8 protein-coding genes are annotated in these 20,777 nt (G+C 39.9%); 7 read left to right on the top strand and 1 reads right to left on the bottom strand.

The genetic code is table 11. The features are described 5' to 3' along the window. Window positions 1-72: 72 nt before the first annotated feature. Window positions 73-1,086, bottom strand: a complete 1,014-nt coding sequence (locus EGN73_RS01010) for a glycosyltransferase family 61 protein (protein WP_219286220.1) — start codon at window positions 1,084-1,086, stop codon at window positions 73-75. Between the two features lie 241 nt (window positions 1,087-1,327). Here EGN73_RS01010 and EGN73_RS01015 point away from each other — a divergent pair, with 241 nt between their 5' ends. The 7 genes from EGN73_RS01015 to EGN73_RS01045 all read left to right on the top strand — a co-directional run bounded on the left by EGN73_RS01015 (window position 1,328) and on the right by EGN73_RS01045 (window position 20,698). Continuing rightward, window positions 1,328-10,021 (top strand): PKD domain-containing protein, encoded by an 8,694-nt coding sequence (locus EGN73_RS01015; RefSeq protein WP_219286222.1) that lies wholly within the window; start codon window positions 1,328-1,330, stop codon window positions 10,019-10,021. A gap of 57 nt (window positions 10,022-10,078) precedes the next feature. After that, window positions 10,079-11,044, top strand: a complete 966-nt coding sequence (locus EGN73_RS01020; RefSeq protein ID WP_219286224.1) for an MraY family glycosyltransferase — start codon at window positions 10,079-10,081, stop codon at window positions 11,042-11,044. 282 nt (window positions 11,045-11,326) lie between these two features. Then, window positions 11,327-12,139, top strand: a complete 813-nt coding sequence (locus tag EGN73_RS01025) for a polysaccharide biosynthesis/export family protein (RefSeq protein ID WP_219286228.1) — start codon at window positions 11,327-11,329, stop codon at window positions 12,137-12,139. A 5-nt stretch (window positions 12,140-12,144) separates the two neighbouring features. After that, the gene (locus EGN73_RS01030) at window positions 12,145-14,577 is read left to right on the top strand and encodes a GumC family protein (protein ID WP_219286230.1); all 2,433 of its coding nucleotides are present in this window, start codon (window positions 12,145-12,147) and stop codon (window positions 14,575-14,577) included. A 1,822-nt stretch (window positions 14,578-16,399) separates the two neighbouring features. Then, window positions 16,400-16,885: a hypothetical protein gene (locus EGN73_RS01035; RefSeq protein ID WP_219286232.1), complete on the top strand. Its 486-nt coding sequence runs from the start codon at window positions 16,400-16,402 to the stop codon at window positions 16,883-16,885. Window positions 16,886-17,604: 719 nt separating this feature from the next. Continuing rightward, window positions 17,605-18,612 carry a mannose-1-phosphate guanylyltransferase gene (locus EGN73_RS01040; protein ID WP_219286234.1) on the top strand — a complete coding sequence of 336 codons (1,008 nt, stop codon included), beginning with the start codon at window positions 17,605-17,607 and terminating at the stop codon, window positions 18,610-18,612. Between the two features lie 757 nt (window positions 18,613-19,369). Further along, window positions 19,370-20,698: a nucleotide sugar dehydrogenase gene (locus tag EGN73_RS01045; RefSeq protein ID WP_219286236.1), complete on the top strand. Its 1,329-nt coding sequence runs from the start codon at window positions 19,370-19,372 to the stop codon at window positions 20,696-20,698. The last annotated feature ends 79 nt before the right edge of the window (window positions 20,699-20,777 follow it).

The following is a 20,777-nucleotide window of genomic DNA, read 5'->3' on the forward strand; positions in this document are numbered from 1 at the left end:
TTGATTAACTAAAAAAAATGCTAATGCGAAAACGTTGGGGTAAATGAACTTTTAACCATTATTTTTTAAATATCAATTGTCTGCCATTAATTTCAGAACCTGTTTCAATTTTTCTAAATCAATTTTAAAATCAGCAAAACCTGTTTGCTGACTTGTGGCAGGATTTAGGGTATAATAATATTCATGGCCTAAGTCTGAAGCCATTGCGAAAAAACTTTGACTTAAAGACCAGGAGTCTCCCATATTCCTGAATTCAAGAACCTTTCCTCCTTCAGGCATAAACATCATATTGGATAAACCTGCCCCGTGAAGCCCTGCCAGATGACTGCATTGTCTGATCATGGTGACCTGATCTTTTAAACTGAATTTTTCCATAACTTGGATTTCATAGCCAAAGTCTGAAAAAACACTTTCCACCTCAGGCTCGTTCAATACTTTTCTATACTGAGCATCTTTCCTGCTGATATAAATTTTTCTAAAAGGTTTTTCCTGGAATTCACCGATAAATGCTTTACTAAGTTGTTGGAGTGCAGTTTGTTGGAACTCACCTACATTCCCCATTCTGCTCCCAGCTTTAAGTTCACCGATTTTGTAGTTGATTTTAGGGTCGTAAAAAATAAAAGGTAAATCAAGTAGCTCCATGGACTCCTGGACAAATCTAAGTTTCCTGTAGCTATGGGGTAAAAGAAAAGGGTGTTCCTGAAGTAGGTCTTTCATCATGTACATCCGGGGAAGAGCTTCACCCATCCAGTGAAAATAATTATCACTCCAATTGTCTATCCCCCAAGCTGCTTTTTCAAGGTACTTCACTTTTCTGCTGTAATTGAGTGCAAGCCTTTTGAGTTTGGCTGTGCATTTAAAGGGGATCGCATGGGATAACTGGTCCTGAATTTTGAGCGGATGCTTTGTCAAAAGGCTATCCTGAACCAAAATACAATTCTTAAAAGTCTGAACATCAAAGCTTTTTATTTCTTTTACAAAATAATCTTTGAAAATTTCGAAATCGGAATTTTGGTAATTAATAGGTTTTTTTCTTTCAGATATATAAGTAGGAAGTATCCTTAAAAGCTGGGGCTGACTGCGCATCAAGGGTGTTTTTCTGGGACTGAAATGGTTTTTACTTAATGTGTACCAAAAGTAACCAAAAACATGAAAAAATGATGCAAATAAAATTTTGAATTGTTAATTGAGGAGAAGTATTCTTTGTCTATATTTGGCTTTGTTATTGTACTGAAGCGGAACAATTCTATTGGTTCCCTTCACCCCCAGAGCCCATAGTAATTAATTAGAATTAATGCATTTAATCTGTTTTGCGAAAGCAAGGCTAATGGATAGGAAATATACTATAGGGCTAATTCGATTTGTGTTTTTTTGGGCACTGCTGGGTTTATATTCACCAAATCTTTTAGCTCAAGTAATCATTCCGCGTGACGGATTTCCTTATTGTGAGCCGTTTACCAATTCCACTTTTAGGCAGAATACCATTTTAGGTGGAAGCCCCAATGTTCCGACACTTACTGCAGCTTCAGGCGAACATGCAGAAGGTGATGGTTTTTTGAGATTAACCAACAACAGTAACGACCAAAGAGGCTATGTATTCGTGGATTTACCCTTTTCTTCTGCATACGGCCTGAAGTTTTCCTTTGAATATTTCATGTATGGAGGATCCGGAGCCGATGGTATATCTGTTTTTCTTTTCGACGGAACCATTTCTTCAGGTGATTTTCAAATTGGTGGATGGGGAGGTTCATTGGGATATGCACCGATCAATGCCACTGATATTGTTCCGAATGCAGTTGATTTACCAGGTTTGAAAGGAGGCTATTTAGGCCTCGGTTTGGATGCCTTCAAAAATTGGGGGAACAATATGGAGGGAAGATTGGGAGGTTTTGATAATCCGAATGCACCGCCAGTTAACCTTTCTTTTATTCCTCCAAACAAGGAGTTTTTTCAGTCCATTGCGATTAGAGGGCCAGAGGTAGAAGATTATAGATTTATCGCAGGCAAAAGGGTGTTGCATGGGCCTGACGATGAACCTAATCCAGCTGTTTTACTGCCACCTACTTCTTATCTGTATCCCAATGTCGCAGACATCAATAGGCGTTTTTCATTGGCTTCAGCTGTAAAGGCGGTTAATTGCGCAGTTGATGGCTATAGGAAGGTTTTTGTGAATCTAAAACCTGTTGGTGGTGGAAATTATTTGCTTTCGATTGATCTTTTGGTCACCTCAAATGGGTTTAGAAGGGTTGAACCTATAGTGACTGATATTCCTTATAATTTCCCTGCACCAGAAAACCTTAAAATTGGATTTGCAGCCTCTACTGGAGGTCAAACCAACTTTCATGAAATCAGGAATGTAACGGTGGAGGTATCTGATTATTTGGCTATTCCCATCCCTGAGGTGGATAATCTGAGAGCAGAGATCTGTGAAAATGAGGAGAATTTATTCGAATTTGATGTTACACTTACATCAGACAACTCCTTTGTAAGGTGCGTACAACTTTATGAAAACGACCCTCTAGCTCCAAACAATACTCCTCCAACAGGAGGAGATCCAAGTGATAATAATTGTGGTGCATCTGATGTGTGTATTGAAAAATGTAATCCTCAAAATAACTCAGTTTATTTACCTGGTAAGGGCACTTTTGTAGTGGAACTTGATGAGAACGTGGATTTAAGTGATGACGAAGACAGGGTGAAGGCTGCCATTAAATTTGTGCCAGAACCAGGTTTCCTGGGGGAAGCTGAAATCTACTATCAGGTCATTGATAACTATGGGCTGACGTCTTTTGCCAAAACAGTTACTGTTGTTTCCAATCCATTCCCTGAAGAAGAAGATAAAGGAGATATCGATTTCCCGACCTGTGACGGCCAGGGCAATGGTAGGATTTTTGACGTAGAAGTTTCCTCTCTGGTCAATGGTTTTGATTATGAGTGGATATGGCAACCTGTTTCAGGTACAGAAGTCAATCTTGGGAAAAGTGGAGCTTCTGAGGTTTTTGATTCAGCCACAGGTATTGGGCTTTTTGAACTTGGTAATGTTAATTTAGGTACTTATACCTTAAAAGTTTGGAATCCTTCAGACGAGGATGGCTGTCCTTTAGAAATTTCCATTTTAGTGGATCAGGAGCTGGGGACCCCAGTAGAATTGACTTCAGAGGAAGAGGTTATTTGTGCTTTCCAACCTGTAAGTTTTACGCCTTTTATTGACGGGCAGTTTAATCCTACCGGTGTTCAGGCCGATTTCAGGTGGTATCGGACAGCAAACAGAACAGGAGCTCTGGTTGACGGTACTACGGTTACTATCAACGGTAGTGCAGTACAAGTGGAAGTAAGTCCAGAGGGGATATTGACTTTGATCGGCCTTCCTGCCGATGGAGCAAATATTCAGTCCTATGAATTTTTCGTTGAGGTTGCTTCCCAAAACAATTCCAACCTTCCCAACGCACCCAATTTCTGTCCGTTTATCGGAGATATCCAGACCATGGCCAGAGTTACAGTTCACCCACCCATAAATGCGAACTGGAGCAGCGATCCGGATTGGTGCAGAGCGGGAATAGGTACTGTTAGTGTGAGTGCAACAGGGGGAAATGGTGATAAGACATTCCGTCTATTGGATTTGGCAGGACAGCAACTTCAAGGGCCAAACAGTACAGGTGAGTTTACAGGATTGTTACCTGGAGAATATGAAGTTGAAGTCACTTCTTCTGGACCGGATTGTATAGAACTGATTGATGTCATTGTTCAAGGTCCTGAAGAAGATTTATTGATTATTGAAGAGGCAAGGCAAGAGGCATCCTGTGAATTGGACAATGGACGCTTTAGCTTTGAAATTTCAGGCGGAAATACACCTTATTCCAGTAGTAATATCAGTATTTCAGGAGGACCTTCCAGCAATTTGATTGCTGGTTCAGGAGGAGTTTATACTTATGAGGGCTTGGCTCCCAATACATCTTATACCATTGCCTTCACGGATGCCCAAGGTTGCCCTGTCTCCTTGGATTTTACATTAAATGCCATTAGCAAGCCTGTTTTTGATATCATTGAACCTGCTCCGGTATGTGAAGACCAAAGTGGACTTTTTATTGATGTAATTTACGACTTCTTCGAAATACAATCAACAGCGGTACCTTTGTTTAATTGGTATACTGAGCCTAACGGTGGAAGCCCAATCGGAAATGGGAATGGGCCTTTTGGGATGGTTTATGATATCAACAATGCCAATGGACAATTGAATTTAAGCGGTTTGCAGGCAGGTGTCTATACGCTATACCTGGAAATGTCAGGGCCTGATGCCTGTGACCTGCCTAGAGAAGCGGTCACATTTGAAATTTTCGCCCTTCCTGAAATAGAAATAGCCTATAAAAATGATGTCTCCTGCTTTGGTGGAAATGATGGTGAAATAGAAATCAATGTACTCAATGGTCCAATCACTGATTTTGAATTTAGAATTGATGGGCCAATATCCGCAGGTTATCAGGATGCTCCGGTATTCAATACAGGAATTATCCAAGGCACCTACCAGATTTTTGTAAGAAATAAAATCACTGGTTGCGAGGAAAGTACTTCCATTGTGGTTGAACAACCTGAAGCTTTGGTTTTAGATCTTATCGCTCAGGAAAATTCTTTCTGCGGCCAGGAAAATGGCACAATAAATATCAGAATTAGTGGAGGAAGCCCCATTTATGAACTGCTCTTGGATGGGACTCCAGTAAGCGGCTTTGATTTTTCGGTAGATGGTCTGGATATCACCCTAACTGACCTTAGCCCTGGTGATCATGAATTGATTTTAAGAGACAGCAATCTTTGTGAGACTGGGTTAAATTTTACAGTGGAAGCAGATCCTTTTGCCGAATTTGATGCTTTAGGAGATATAATTTGTGTATTGGATGGGAATTCAGGATCAGCGAATACAGCCGTCTTGAGTCCGGTGATCATTGAATTGGCTTCAGCCAGTCCCATATTTAATTGGTATTATTTGGATGGTTCAGGAAATGAAGTACAGATCAATACAGGAGACAATGTGCTTGGAGCCAATACGAGTATTGATGGAAATGGAATCTTATCTTTGACAGGCTTACCAGCAAGTGCTACTCCTTATAAGTTTTTCTTGGATGTAAGCGGAGACAGGGTCTGCGTGGAACCCAAAATTGAAGTAGAAGTGTTGGTAAATCCTTTACCTGCCCCTGAATTCGATTTTGTAGCACCGACTTGTCATGGTGCTTCTGACGGAGAGATTATATTGACTGCTAGTGGAGAGCCTGAATTCAGCTATGAACTGGTATCAACTGGTGAAATTAACAACAGTGGCCAATTTACAGGTCTTTCAGCTGGAACTTATCAGGTCAGAGCTACCAATACGGTGACTTCATGTTTTGACTTGATTGAAGTAATTATTTCAGAACCCGATCCATTGCTGATTTCTATAGAAAATCTGCTGGATACTTCTTGTAATGAAGACAACGGGCTCATAGAAATTTTGATTTCGGGCGGTACTCCCGGTTATTCCTTGTTGTTGGATGGTGAAGAACAAACTGCTTTGGATCTTGATGTTGAGGGCAGTATTGCCAGCATTTCAGGTTTGGCTCCTGGTACATACAGCATTCAGGTGTTGGATGCCAATGGCTGCGAACTGAGTGAAACGATTACCATAGAAGCCTCTCCAATACCTGTTTTTGGAGTTAGCAATGCTGAAATCTGCGAGCAAGATCCAGTCAGTGGAGAATCAAATACTGCTGTTTTAAGTCCTGAGATCATTGATTTAGCAGGGTCAATACCTGTATTTACTTGGTATTATATTGATGCCCAAGGAGATACCTTGCAGATTAATTCCGGAGCTGAAATCTACGGTGCTCAGGTTAGTATCAATGCCGGTGACCTGAATCTCACGGGTTTGACAGCATCGGAAAATGCCTATGAATTCCTTATGGATGTTTCAGGAGATGGCGTTTGTCCTGCTCCTATGATTCCTGCGACAATATTGGTCAACCCATTGCCTGCTCCTATATTTGAAGTAGTAGATTTGACTTGTTTTGAAATTAATGATGGTCAAATCAATCTGACTGCAGGAGGTAAGAGCAGCTATACTTACTCGCTCAATACAGGCGAGAGTAATCAGACCGGTAGTTTTAGCAACCTTGCAGCTGGGGATTACAGTGTTCGGGTAGAGGATACAAATGGGTGCTTTTCCATTTTTGAGTTGAGTGTTCAAGAACCTTCCCCATTGCAAGTGCAAGCTGTTGATAGCACAGATCCAAGTTGTGGTGACAGTAATGGGGAGTTGACTTTTTCTGTGAATGGAGGAACATCTCCTTATATAATTACAGTCAACGGACAGGCAATCAGTGATTTTGAATTTGAAGAGAACAGCAATAATTATACCCTTACAGGACTTTCACCGGGTTCTTACAGTGTGAAAGTAAGAGATGAGAGTGGTTGTGAGCTGGAGCTTAACGGTCTTTTTAACCTTGTAAATAATGAAGGGGTGTCCGTGGACTCACAGCCGATTTCAGCAGTTTATTGTGAGGCCAACACAGCTGCATTGGTACCTGATATCAATGTGCCTGCCGGGGTATTGCCGGAGCTGCGATGGTATAAGACTTCCAATACTTCACAGCCGGTACTCTCAAACTCAGATCCGGCTGAAGATGGCATTACCTATAACATTGTAGACGGAGTTCTTTATCTGGAGGGTATTGGTCCTGGTGTTTATACTTATTATTTGAGAATATCAGGCCCGGGAATCTGTACGCAGCTTACAGAAGCCAATCTTGAAATTTTGGAAGGCTTGGCAGCCTCTGTTGAGGTGGAGCCCATTACCTGTTTTGGGGATGAGAATGGATTGATCAGTGTAGGGTCAGTTTCGGGGGGAAGCGGTGGCTATGAATTTAGTCTTGATGGAAATAATTGGCAAAGTGAAAATAGTTTTGACCAGCTAGCTTCAGGTACTTATACCATTTATATCCGAGATGCTGTTTATCAGGATGGCTGCCAACTGCTTATTCCTGATGTTTTGGTGGATGCTCCTGAGCAACCAATTACTGCCAATACTCCTGATGTTTTCAGAGCTTCCTGCGGTTTGGATAATGGCAGGATTTTCAATTTGCAGGTCGCAGGTGGATGGGGAGAATTCACTTTTGAATGGAAGAAGGATGATCCTATCAGCGGGCAAAGTCTATCAGGCGGAACTTTAGCAGGGATTGAAAACCTTGCACCGGGTACATACTTCCTTCTTGTGAAGGATGAGTTTGGCTGTGAAGCTGTTTTTGATTTTGAAATTGGTAACGCACCTGATCCCGAATATGAATTGATTCCTCCGGTGGATGTTTGTGTGGGACAAGATGTGATATTGGCTCCTGTACATTTGGCATCTGGAGCGCCTGCGTCTCCTACAGATGTGTTCTGGTATAAGCTTCCCAACCAAAATGGATTGATCAGCGAAGGATTGGATCCCGATAATGCTGAAGTGTCCTACGCCATTGATGATAGCAATTGGATCAATCCGGTATTGAAAGTAAGTGGACTGTCTCCAGGGGATTATACGTTTTATTTCTATGTATCCTGTACGGATACAGAAATGCCAATCCAAGTTACTGTCCATCCTACACCTGTCCCTATTTTTGAAGTAGAACGGGAGAGTTGTGCAGGAAGTCAGGATGGTAGTATAAAAATAGTTGGAAATGCTCCTGCTGATTGGGTGTATGCAGTAAATAACGGGCCTTGGGAGAGCAGGACTGCTTTGGAAGGCAGGAATTTTGGGCCTGGTATTTATGCCCTGCAGGCAAAGAATTCCTTTGATTGTATCAGTGAAGTTGAAGAAGTAGAGATTATAGCAGCCCAGGCATTATCACTCGAATTGCTGGATAGTAAAGATGCGGCTTGTGGCACATCAGATGGTTTGATCGCTATAAGGATCAAAGGAGGATGGTCAGCCTATACATTGAAACTGACAGAATTGAATTCCGGGCAAGTGAGAGAAGTACAGACTTCTGATTCGACCTATACATTCAATCAGCTGCCTTTGGGCAACTATGAGGTTTCTGTGACTGATGCAGAAGGCTGTAGCTTTACCTTAGCAAACGGTATCAATATTGAAGACGGGCCTACTGAAATCCTTATCGACGACCTGTTTGAAGTTTGTGAGGGAGAGGTAATTGATTTACTTCCTGATGTAAATCCAGCTTCTTCCAATAAGACTTTCAGGTGGTACAGGAACACGGTGTCTGCTGGCAATGAGATCAGTAATGGTCAAACTATAGCAGGTGTCAATTACCAGATCAATGCCCAAGGTAGATTGAGAATATCGGGTTTGAGTTCTGAAGACTCTCCGGCAGTATATTTTGTTACTGTAGAAGGTCCCGAGATCTGCGAGGGTGATCAGGAAAGGGTAGAAGTAAGAGTTTATCCAGATCCCCAGTTTACAGCCACAGCAGTAGACGAGAATTGTTTTGGTGAGGGAGGGAGTATCATCATTAATCCCGTAGTATCTGCAGCAAATATACGCTTCAGTTTGAATGGAAGTCCATTTACTACATATTCCAATAATATCATAGAGAACTTGCGACCTGGCAGCTATACCCTTACTGCAGAACATGCTTCAGGCTGTACATTTACTTTGGCTGAACCTGTGGTAGTATCGGGTCCTGATGCAGCCCTTTCTCTGTCTGATGTCAAGGCAGTGGACGCTTCCTGCGCTGAAGAGAATGGTATGTTGAGTATGAATGTGAATGGGGGAACAGCTCCTTACACGGTTAGCCTACAAATGTCAAATGGAAACTGGGTAACTCCGTCTTATTTATGGAGTAATGATTTGTTGGAAATAAGCGCAATTGGTATAGGCAGCTACAAAGTTCAGATCACTGATGCTGCTGGATGCCAGGTTATCTCGGAAGACTTGATAGTTGGTGATAGCCCAACCCCTTTAAGAGCCGATGATGTATTCATCTGTGAAGGAGAAATTGCGAATTTGATTCCGTCTATTCCAAACTCCAGTCTCAGTCCTACTTACAAATGGTACCTTGACCCAGATGGCAACAATCAGATCAATTCAGGTTATACTACGGCGGAAGGAGCCATATTCACCATCTCCAGCATTGGTAGGGTGGTGATAGAAGGTCTTCTGGCCAATAATCAGCCTTATAAATACTATGTGACAGTGGAAGGGCCTGGGATTTGTGACGCTGAGATGGTGGAAGTTTTGGTTAAGGTAGATCCACTGCCCGTGTTGAGGACTTCGAACCCATCCATTGTTTGTGATCCTAATGAAACTGTTGATTTAACCCAGTTTATAGAAGGATTCAACCCTGATGTTTTTGATTACTTTATCACCTCTCCAACTGGTGCATCCCTACGTTTGGCTGATTTGAGGACAATCAATCAATCAGGTACTTACCTGGTTGAAATGGGCTTCATAGGAAGTGCCTGTAGAACCAGTACTGAAAGGATTCTTGTTTTGATCGCAGAAGAGTTGAATGAAGCTTCATTTGATTATCAACTTGAGATTTTACCGGGCCAGGTTTTGGTCAATCAGGATATCAATATTTTGGAAGACGTGGAGTTTATTGATCAATCAAAGGGAGATATTGTTATTTGGAATTGGGATTTCGGTGATGGGAATACCAGTAGTTTGCAAAATCCTGTTCACCAGTATTCAGAAAAAGGTGACTATGTGATGAAGTTGGTGACCATTGACTCCTTTGGATGTCAGTCAGAGTTTATCAGATTAGTTCAGGTATACGATGACTATTTGATAGAAATTCCCAATGCATTTACTCCATCAAGACTTGATGGGAAAAACAATTTCTTTGTTCCTAAATTCAGAGGTTTGGCTGATATGAATCTGTATGTTTTCAATACTTGGGGAGATTTGATTTTTGAAGGAGAAGGGCTTGAAAACAGGGGTTGGGACGGAACCTTGAATGGTGTGGATGTCCCTAATGGAAACTATGTATACAAAGCAGAATTTTTGACAAGAAGCGGAGAGAAGGTAAGTAGGACCGGAGTCTTTATGCTTATTCGTTGATTAATTTAGAATTAAAGAAAGAAATAATTTTCTTTGCAAATCACTTATAGCTGTCATATGCCTGTTAGATACTTACTAGTTTTTTCAATACTTGCCATCCTCTCTTTAATTTATTACAGACTTGCCAAAAGCTTCAATATTGTAGATAATCCCAATGCCCGCTCTTCTCATCAAGTGCCGACAATACGTGGAGGAGGGATACTTTTCCCGATCTCGATTGTATTGTGGTGGTTTTTGATGGATTTTCAAAACAGTTTGATGGTATTGGGTTTGGTACTGATTTCAGCAGTAAGTTTTTGGGATGATATAAGAGGAATGTCAAGGAGACTTAGGATACTGGCTCAATTGATTGCCATTTTGCTCCTTTTTGCCGATTCAGGAGTTTTTGTAGAATTGCCTATATGGGCTTTCCCAATATTGTTGGTACTGACAATTGGAATTTTAAATGCGGTAAACTTCATGGATGGTATCAATGGAATTACCGGACTTTATGCTTTGGTTTTTTTGGGCACTGTATTTCTTTTAGACAGGGTTTTTCCCAGCATCAAAGAGAGTATGGTTTTATATTTGGGGATAGCTGTTTTTGTTTTTTTGTATTACAATCTTCGAAATGGCAAGGCTTTGATGTTTGCAGGTGATATCGGAAGTGTTTCATTGGCCTATATGATGGTTTATTTCATGCTTAAGATGTTTCTCCAGACAGGCAATTGGACAGTAGTGATTTTACTGTTTGTATATGGCGCTGATAGTATAGGTACATTGGTACAGCGTATCAAAAAGAAAGAAAATATTTTTGAGCCACATAGAAAACATCTTTACCAAATCATGGCTAATCAAATGGCTTTGCCTCATATTGTGGTAGCTTTTATTTTTGCGGGGACGCAATGTTTGATCAATTACTTGTTTGTTTTAAAGGAGAAGAGTTTTCCGCAAACTTTGTTAATGCTGGGTTTGATTTTTTTTGTGGCAGCTATATATCTATTTGGAAAGATCAAGTTACAAAAAAAGTTTATGATAGATTAAGTAATGGTTTTTATGTTTAGGAGAAAGGAAATATCAAAAGGTTTCTCAAGTAAGATTCTATTATGGACTTTTGACTATTACAAGAATTTTAAAATAAGTAAATGGCATTTTAAATCCAAATAATTGAGATTAAAGATATTTAGATTAGATTTTAATCTTTGTATCTTTTGTATAGTATTTAGAGATTATCTCAAATCATGGGTTTTATTTCAGAATGAATAGAATAAAATAATTAAGTTTGCACGGTTATTGCGAAATGGCGAAGCGAACATATATACATTTATGAATAGATTTTCTTACTTATTGGGGCTTTTTTTGATGGGAATGTCTGCAGCCTCCTGCGTTTCGAACAAAAGGATTATTTACCTGCAAAATCTAGAAGGAAACGAAGCAATTGCGGAAGATGTCATGATTAATTATGAACTCCCCGAATACAAGCTTCAATTTAATGATATCATTGATGTGGATGTCAAGACAGCCGAGGATATGATTCAAAGTGGTTTTAATGCTAAATTTCAGGATGGCGCAAATAGAATGGTCGGACAAATAGCCCAAACTGGTGGTGATATTTATTACATGACTGGGTACTCGGTCGATAAAAAAGGGAATATCAGGTTACCGATAATAGGTGAACTAAATGTGATGAACAAAACCTTGGAGGAAACAAGGGAAGTGATTGAAGAAAAACTGAGAGAATATGTGACGACTGAACTTTATGTAAGAGTCAAATTAGGAGGTATCCGGTTTTCTACACTTGGTGAGTTCAGGAGGCCTGGTAAGCATGTGGTCTTACAAGATAGGATGACCATTTTTGAAGCCATTGCCCAAGCAGGAGACCTTACTCCTGTTGCCAAAAGAGATGAAGTGTTGATTATCCGCCAATACCCGGAAGGATCCAAATTGCACAGGGTCAACCTGAACGACAGGCAATTGGTACGCTCTCCATTTTATTTTATTCAGCCCAATGACCAAATCTATGTTGAACCACTGAAGGTCAGAGAGCTAGGTGCGGGAGAGAATGCTGCGCAGTCCATAGCATTGGTAATTTCATCAGTGACTGCCATTGCCTTAGTTTTGAATTTAGTGACGCGATAAAAAATATGAATACCCCAAACCATCCGAATTACCCAAACCAAGGACCTTCTTTTCAGCCTGTACAGGAAGATGAGATAGATCTGAAGGCCCTACTTTTTAATTACCTCAAATACTGGCCAATTCTGGCGATCTGCATGTTTGCCGGTATTTTGATTGCTTTTTTGGTCAACCGTTACAGTACTCCAATATTTAAAGTGGAGTCTTCTGTTATTGTGGTGGATGACAAGCCTACACTTGGAGCCGATTTGTTTGATGCAGGAGGAATGCTTCAGGGAAAAAGCAATGTGGAAAATGAAATGGGTATCCTTAAGTCCTATACTTTAGCAGAGGAAACCCTCAGTGAACTTAACCTGAATGTGCTGTATTTTTCTGATGGGTTTATCAATCAAAAGCAGCTATATGGTAATGTGCCGGTTTTGGTAGAGGTAGATTGGAAGCATCCCCAATTGGTAGGAGGGATGTTTAGAATTGAGGTGTTGGACAGTGAAAAATTTTCTTTGACCATTGAAAATGACGGTTTTCAGGTTTATAATCCAGCAGATCCATTTTATAAGACTAAGCTGACCCAAGATCCTTTTGTGAAAACCATTCATTATTTTGGGGAAGTGATCAAAGGGGATTACTTCAACTTTAAGGTGCAGAATATCTCTGCTTTGACAGGGGAAAAATTACTTTTTCAATTAAAGGATTCCCCAAGTCTGGCCCTTCAATTTAAAAATAACATCACTATAAACCCTATTAATAAACAGGCCTCTATTTTGACTTTGGGTTTGGAAACACCTGTCAGACGATTGGGAGAGGATTACCTCAACAAGATGATGGAGATGTATTTGGCCAGGGAACTGAAGGAGAAAAATAGGGCTGCTGAAAATACCATATTGTTTATAGAAGAGCAATTGAGCGGGATTACAGACTCCCTGACCTATTTTGAAAACAGACTGGAAAATTATAGGTCTGAAAACAGGATTTTTAACCTCTCACAGGAAGGTTCGCAGATATTTCAGCGTTTGCAGGAACTGGAAAAAGAGAAGTCCCAAAGTGAAATCAACCTGAAGTATTACCAAACCCTTCAGACCTACCTGACCAATGATCAGCTGGATGATTTGGTGGCCCCTTCCATCATTGGTGTGACAGACCCGCTTCTCAATGCTTTGGTAATGAACCTTGCAGAATTGCAGGCAGAAAGGATTCGCCTCACAGCCAATTTTTCAGAGCAGACTCCTGCTGTCAGAGAGGTGAGGAGTAAGATTCAGAATACTAAAAAGGCACTTCAGGAAAATGTGAATTCCGCAATCCGGAATACCAATACGGTTTTGACTGAGCTGAACAATAGGATCAGGACAATAGAAAGGGAAATCAATACATTGCCCGAGACCGAAAGAAGGCTTTTGGGCATACAGAGGCAGTTTACCATCAATGAGAATATATATATCTACCTTTTGCAGAAAAGGGCAGAGGCTGAAATCACCAGGGCATCCAATATGCCTAAAAACAGCATTTTGGATAATGCCAGAGCCCTACAGAACCCCATAGCGCCAAAGAAAACCCTCAATTTATTGATAGGACTTATTTTGGGACTGATAATGCCGATAGGTGTGATTACGGTGAAAGATTTCCTAAATACCAAAGTAGAAGACCCGAAATGGCTGGAAAACCAACTGAAAGTCCCTTTGATTGGAATGATAGGGAGAAACAATACGGATGATGCTATGCCGGTATTGAATAATCCGAGGTCAACTGTAACAGAAGCATTTAGGGGTTTGAGGGCAGATCTTTCCTATTTGGCTGTCAACAAGCAAAAGACCTGTATTTTGTTCACCTCCAGTATATCAGGTGAGGGGAAAACCTTTATTTCCATCAACATGGCTTCTGTGTTTTCTCTGATGGGGAAAAAGACCATATTAGTAGGTTTGGATTTGAGGAAGCCGAAAATTGCTGAGGATTTTGGAATGATCAATGATAAAGGGATGAGTACCTGTCTAAGCACAGATATGCCTTGGCAATCGGTTGTGAAATCTTCAGGCTATGACAATTTGGATGTAATACTTTCCGGCCCTATACCGCCTAATCCTGCGGAATTGATGCTTCAGGATAAGTTTTCGAGGATTATGGAAGAAATCAAAGAATCTTATGATGTGGTGATTTTGGATTGTCCGCCTGTAGGATTGGTGTCTGAGACCAAAGAATTGTTTCAGTTTGCAGATGTTAATTTTTATGTTTTCAGACAGGATTATTCACAAAAGGGAAATGTACAGATTATAAATAATTTGGTAGAAAAGGCCGGAGTGAAGAAAATGTACGCGGTTCTAAATGATGTTCATATCGATACCGGTTACGGCTATGGCTATGGTTACGGCTATGGTTATGGTGGCAACAGCTATGGCTATCACGAGGAGGTTTCCCTGCCTTGGTGGAAGCGGGCTTTGAGGAGAAGCTGATCAATTGTTTAATTGATGAACTGGTGAATTGATTGACTTTTCCCTAGGTTGAAGCTTTGTTAACCCTTGAGGTTTTTGAAACCTCGAGGGTTTTATTTTTTCTCCCGCAGATATCGCAGATGACGCAGATTTCGACTAAAGTCGAAGGGGGATTGATCCCTATGGACCAGACGGCCGGCTAAAGCGCGGCGGAAATTGGTACCCATCATTATCAATTAAAAATAACCACAGATAATACAGATCTACACAGATAAAGCTTAGGATTGAGTTTTAATTCAATCATATATCTATTTATTTCAACAATATTTTCAATATCATTCAACCCTTAACTATTTTAATCTCATCAATTCAATATTTACACAATTCATCAACTCATCAGTTAAACAATTACACAATTAAACCCTTCTCCCATCCCTGTTTTTGGCGAAAACCTAAATCCACCATTGACCATCCCTCGGCCAAAAACAAAATCGCCATCACACATCAAACCCTGGGTTTCACCCAGGGCTATTCATAGTTCGATCACTCCGTGATCAGAAGCTCCAATCATAGTTTTCTGTTCGTAAGAAATGAATAAGCAAGTTTGAAAATTAGTCCTTTAAACCTTTAACAATTAACTTTTAACATTCCTCAGTTAAACAGTTAATCAATTACACAGTTAAACCTCTTCCCGCAGGAGGGATGTGGATTAGTAATCTTAAAAAGGAGGCCAATTTTTGCCACGGAGGCACGTAGAAGCAAGGAATGGGTTTGATGAATTGGATCAGTTGATACCGCACCAATTTGTTCATGATGGGGAATTGGTTGCTATGTGTTTTTCAATCTAGAATCTTAAATCAACAATCTAAAATCCTCTTATGCCAGAGGCACAACCCATTGGTAGAAAAAATTAACGGTTGAGGATCTATTCCGTCCTGTAGGGACGGCCCATCTTCCCTCTGATAAAAAGGATTGAATTGGTCCAATATCCATAAGTATCCATCAATAACTAGTCCGCTCTAGCGGATACATTTAATATCCATTAAAAAACAACCACAGATAATACAGATCTACACAGATAAAGCTTCGCTTTTGGAAGACGATATGATTTAGAAATAATATCCAAAAATATCTACCAATATCCATTAATATCACCTAGTATCCCAATCACTTAATTTAGAAATCCAAGCCTTCAACTTAATCAAACCCATATTTCAAAATATTTCCGGCCCCTGTTAGTGTCTCCACTAACAGCTCTCTCTTGCCTATCAAATTGGCTTAACCTTTAACAATTAACTTTTAACAACCTACCCCTCATCAATTAAACAATTACTCAATTAAACCTTTTTCCCCCGCAGATTTTCGACTCAAGTCGAAGAAGGAATGATCTCCATAGCCAAGGTCCCCTACTAAATCACTTTGAAAATTGCTTTGGCTTATCTGATTTTGAATGAAATCTGAAAAATATAGAATGAAATTTTACAAAAAAAATCATTTTCTGAGTTTCAAAATAAGGTATTCGAAATCCAATTCATATAGGCTTAATTCAATAAAGACCTATCATTTTTAAATAATATGAAATATTTAAATAGTTTAATTAATTATTTAATAATAGAAATAAATGTTTTTGGGTATAGTTATTGTTAACTTCGGCATGGTGAACATATAGCCGGTCTAAGCAACCTGCTGATTAGTTTTACAACTAAAAAAACCACAATCTATGCCCAGTCTTTTAAATTATTTTAGATTTATTTTTTCCGGAAATCTTCGCAGAACAAAAAGAATTTCCGGATACAAATTACACTACAAGTACCGTCATGATGCGGAACTGTTTGATCCTTTTATGATCTTGGCTGACCATTATTATAAAATTTCTCATACTCAAAAACCCTATGTACTGGAGATAGAAAACTGGAAATTTGATACAGAAAAGTACTTTTCTTGGGTAGCTGAAAAAAAGGCTAAAGTCTATTGCAAAATGTTCTTTCCTTTAGGCTTGTTTGAAGTAGAAAGACACGTAGTAAAGGAGCAGCATCGAACTACCTCTTTTTACCTTTTTATGTTGGATAAAGAGGTCTTTGCTTTCTGGCACAAAAAGTATGATTATGGGAGAGATCGACTTTCGGTTATTGAAGAAGACATTTTCCCTGCAGGTATGTTTATAGAACCTATACTTAAAAATGAAGAAGAGCCAATTCTAGTTAAAGGTCCTGAAAATCAAATACTTTATGTTGAAAAATTTGTGCATACCCACCTGTTTTATATTAGAGATCAGGAGAAGTTTAACCAACTCATTCGCCAAATTAAAGATTTGAAAATTCTTCCTTGAAAAAATCATCCGTCATTTAAAAAAAGAGTGAGAAACAAGCATAAAAAAATCCCAGTAAAAAAAATGCATTTTATAAGACAATCCAGACTTGTCGAAATAATGAAAAAGCATTTCATATCAATAAAGATTTAATTATGCTTTTTCCGCTAATAAATTGTAAAAATCACGGGCAGTAATAGAAGGGGAAGCCCTATATTTGTGCCTGCATTTAGCCTGCATTGTGTTTGCACTGTGCATGTAATTTGACCTTATCATTATACAAGTGATCTTTTTGGCGCTCGCTGGTCCGCCATCTTTATTTGCTTAAGTCACCTGTATCCATTTTAAAATTCGCTTGGCTAAGTCCTTAATGGGACTGAAAGGGCGAAGCTGTGGGAAGGATGAAGAGTTTAATTGTTGAATTGATTAACTGATGAAGGGGAGGCTTTTAAGGGTTGGATTTCTAAAACAAGTAATTAGTGAATAGTGCGCAGTGAAAAGTGATCAGTGATAGGGTAATTGACAATGTCATGTGTCCATACACCACCAAAACTGACCCATACCCTGGCATCACGGTTCTTTGTACTTGGTACATCTTCCTTTGTCCATTGTACATCATATTTCCCCCTTTGATTTTAATTTTTGTTCGGCAACAAGTACATTTAGGGATTAAAGAGAGTTTAGTGATGCAAAAGCATTAAAAATTAATTCGCCTTTTCCAGTAAATTTTAGATTTTCTTATGTCACACAGCAAAGTCATCAACGTAATTTTATCAGGTGGTGTGGGATCCAGGCTTTGGCCTTTGTCCAGAAAAAGCAGACCTAAGCAATACTTGCCTATTTTTGAAGGGCAAACCCTCTTTCAAAAAACGGTATCCCGTAACCTTGGTATAAGTGAGCATATTTTGGTAGTAGGAAGTAAAGACAATTATCATTTGTCAAGAAAAGATTTAGAAGCCCTAGGTGAAAATGACTTTACAGAAATCATCGAAGCCTGCCCTAGAAATACAGCCGCTGCCATTGCCTTTGCGGCCTTTGCTGTTTCTCCTTCGGATGTGCTTTTTGTGACACCATCAGATCACCTGATTCAATCAGGAGAAGCCTACGCATCGAAAGTCAATAGGGCCATTGAACTGGCAAGGGATGGCTTTATCGTTACTTTTGGTCTGAAGCCCACCAGGCCTGAAACAGGCTTTGGATATATAGAATCTGATGGGGAGGAAGTGATAAGCTTCAGAGAAAAGCCCGATCAACAAACTGCCGAATCTTTTATAGCAAAAGGTAATTTCTTTTGGAATTCAGGTATGTTCTGCTATCAGGCAGGAGTATTTCTTGAAGAGTTGAAAAAATCAGAGCCTGAAGTTTTTGATACCTCCAAAACTGCATTTGAAAATGCCGAAAATGGGTTTTTGAATGAAGGTTTAAGTTTGCAGATTCCTTCAATTTCCGTAGATTACGCGGTAATGGAAAAGACGGATAAGATCAAGGTGGTCCCTTCAGATTTCCAATGGTCTGATATGGGCTCCTTTGAATCCATTTACGATTACCTGAAAGAAACTGGACATAAGGTAGATACACAGGGTAACATGGTGATAGGAACAGATATTCACAGCGAATTTATTGGTTTGAGTCAAACGATACTCATCCAAACTTCAGATGCTATTCTGGTCCTGAATAAAGAAAAGGCCCAAGATGTAAAGAAGGTTTATGAGCGATTGGAGAAGGAAAAGCCGGGCTTGGTGGATTGAGTTAAATGTTTAATTGTGTAATCGATTAATTGTTTAATTGTTATGAGTAGTAGGCCTTTAATTTGATTGTATGACTAAAAATTTTCATCAATATGCGATTGATATGAAATATATTGAAGACGTCAATATATTGAGCTAAGAAATAAGGCTGTTGAAATTATAAATAAACAAAATGCCTTAAAAAAATATAAAATTCTAAAGCATTAGTATCCCGGACCCTCGCACATTAAACCGTAAGGGTCAAACCGTCAAATTCACTTTTAGCAGTAAATTGGGATTTTGGAGGGTGGGATGAATTTTCCCGTACGTACGGGAGGCCAGCGCAGGCCTTGAGGGTGGATAGTGCCTGTCCCGATTTTTTCGGGAATTCGAAATTCTTGATTTTTTGGCTACTTTTTTATCAAAGCCTGTCCCGAAAATCGGGAGAAAAAGTAGCTTTATAATCAAATTTTGATTAGAATTTGGCAGAAAGAACTTGTTCAAAACAATCAATGGCTGCATGAAATATGTAGGATACACATATTTTAAAATCTGATAATCTAAAAACAAAACTTGAAATTAAATAATTGATGAACTGATGACCTGAGGAATCGACGAATTGAGGCATTCAGTTAATCAATTAAAGCAATTAACCAATTAAACTTTCAACAAACAATTCCACAATTCAACCACTACTCAGTTAATCAATTAAACAATTACTCAGTTAAACATTTCATTAAACAATTACTTAGTTAAACATTATTAAACTATTTAAGCTTTGAAAAATCAGTCTTTAAATCTCCTGCCTCTTGAAGAATCAAAAATCGCCATCATAGGCCTAGGTTACGTAGGATTGCCATTGGCAGTGGCTTTTGCAGAAAAATATAAAACCGTAGGCTATGACATAGATGGCAAGCGGGTGGATGAACTCCAAAAAGGAAAGGACAGGACCCTGGAAGTAGCTGATGCTGAACTGCAGCAAGTGTTGATTCAAAATCCTGTAGCTTTGGAAGAGGAAGGAAAAGGACTACTCGTTTCCGACGACGTCTCCGCCATTTCCTCCTGCAATATCTTTATCGTCACCGTTCCTACCCCAACAGACAAGCACCATAGACCTGTGCTTACCCCTATGCTCAAGGCATCGGAGATGATAGGCAGACTTTTGAAAAAAGGTGATGTGGTGATCTATGAATCCACCGTTTACCCTGGAGTAACAGAAGAAGAGTGCGTGCCTGTACTGGAATCCGTTTCTGGCATGACTTTCAACGAAGACTTTTTTGCCGGTTATTCTCCAGAGCGTATCAACCCGGGAGATAAGGAACATACGGTAACCAAAATCCTGAAAGTGACTTCCGGTTCCACCCCTGAGGTAGCAGACTATGTAGATGAAATGTACAGGTCTGTAATCACTGCAGGTACCCACAAAGCTTCCTGCATCAAGGTGGCTGAAGCGGCCAAAGTGATAGAAAACTCCCAAAGGGACATCAACATTGCCTTTGTGAATGAGTTGAGCAAGATTTTCAACCTTTTGGGCATTGATACCCAGGAAGTATTGGAAGCAGCGGGAACCAAGTGGAACTTCCTTCCTTTCCGTCCGGGATTGGTCGGTGGGCACTGCATTGGTGTGGATCCTTATTACCTGGCACAGAAAGCACAGGAAGTAGGTTACCATCCCGAAATCATCCTTTCCGGTAGAAGGCTAAACGATTCCATGGGCAAGCATGTGGCCACAGAAGTGATCAAGCTGATGATGCGCAAGGACCTTAAGGTGATAGATGCCAAAGTCCTGATTTTGGGTTTCACTTTCAAAGAAGACTGTCCCGATGTAAGGAATACCCGGGTGATTGACATTTTTCAGGAGCTGAAGACCTTTGATATGGATGTGGATGTATATGATCCTTGGGCAGATCCTCAGGAAGTCATGCATGAATACGGAATTGAGGTGATCAATGGAAATACCAAAGAAAACCTGGATCAGTATTCTGCGATTATCCTTGCCGTGGCCCACAAAGAATTCAAAGACTGGCCTGTAGCCGCCTCCGACAATCAGGTCGTATTTGATGTGAAGTCGGTGTTGGAGAAGAACAAGGTGGATGGGAGACTTTGATGAAGGAGGAAGGATGAAGGATGAGGGATGAGGGAGGAAGGATGAGGGAGAGTGAATAGTGAGGAGTGAATAGTGATTA

The sequence above is a fragment of the Arthrospiribacter ruber genome (assembly GCF_019343195.1).
In the GTDB taxonomy this organism is placed as follows: domain Bacteria; phylum Bacteroidota; class Bacteroidia; order Cytophagales; family Cyclobacteriaceae; genus Arthrospiribacter; species Arthrospiribacter ruber.

What these genes read in the sequence shown, in the direction of transcription:
- EGN73_RS01010 (WP_219286220.1), bottom strand. Translation starts at nt 1,086, where the DNA reads ATGCGCAGTCAGCCCCAGCTTTTAAGGATACTTCCTACTTATATATCT.
- EGN73_RS01015 (WP_219286222.1), top strand. Translation starts at nt 1,328, where the DNA reads ATGGATAGGAAATATACTATAGGGCTAATTCGATTTGTGTTTTTTTGG.
- EGN73_RS01020 (WP_219286224.1), top strand. Translation starts at nt 10,079, where the DNA reads ATGCCTGTTAGATACTTACTAGTTTTTTCAATACTTGCCATCCTCTCT.
- EGN73_RS01025 (WP_219286228.1), top strand. Translation starts at nt 11,327, where the DNA reads ATGAATAGATTTTCTTACTTATTGGGGCTTTTTTTGATGGGAATGTCT.
- EGN73_RS01030 (WP_219286230.1), top strand. Translation starts at nt 12,145, where the DNA reads ATGAATACCCCAAACCATCCGAATTACCCAAACCAAGGACCTTCTTTT.
- EGN73_RS01035 (WP_219286232.1), top strand. Translation starts at nt 16,400, where the DNA reads ATGATCTTGGCTGACCATTATTATAAAATTTCTCATACTCAAAAACCC.
- EGN73_RS01040 (WP_219286234.1), top strand. Translation starts at nt 17,605, where the DNA reads ATGTCACACAGCAAAGTCATCAACGTAATTTTATCAGGTGGTGTGGGA.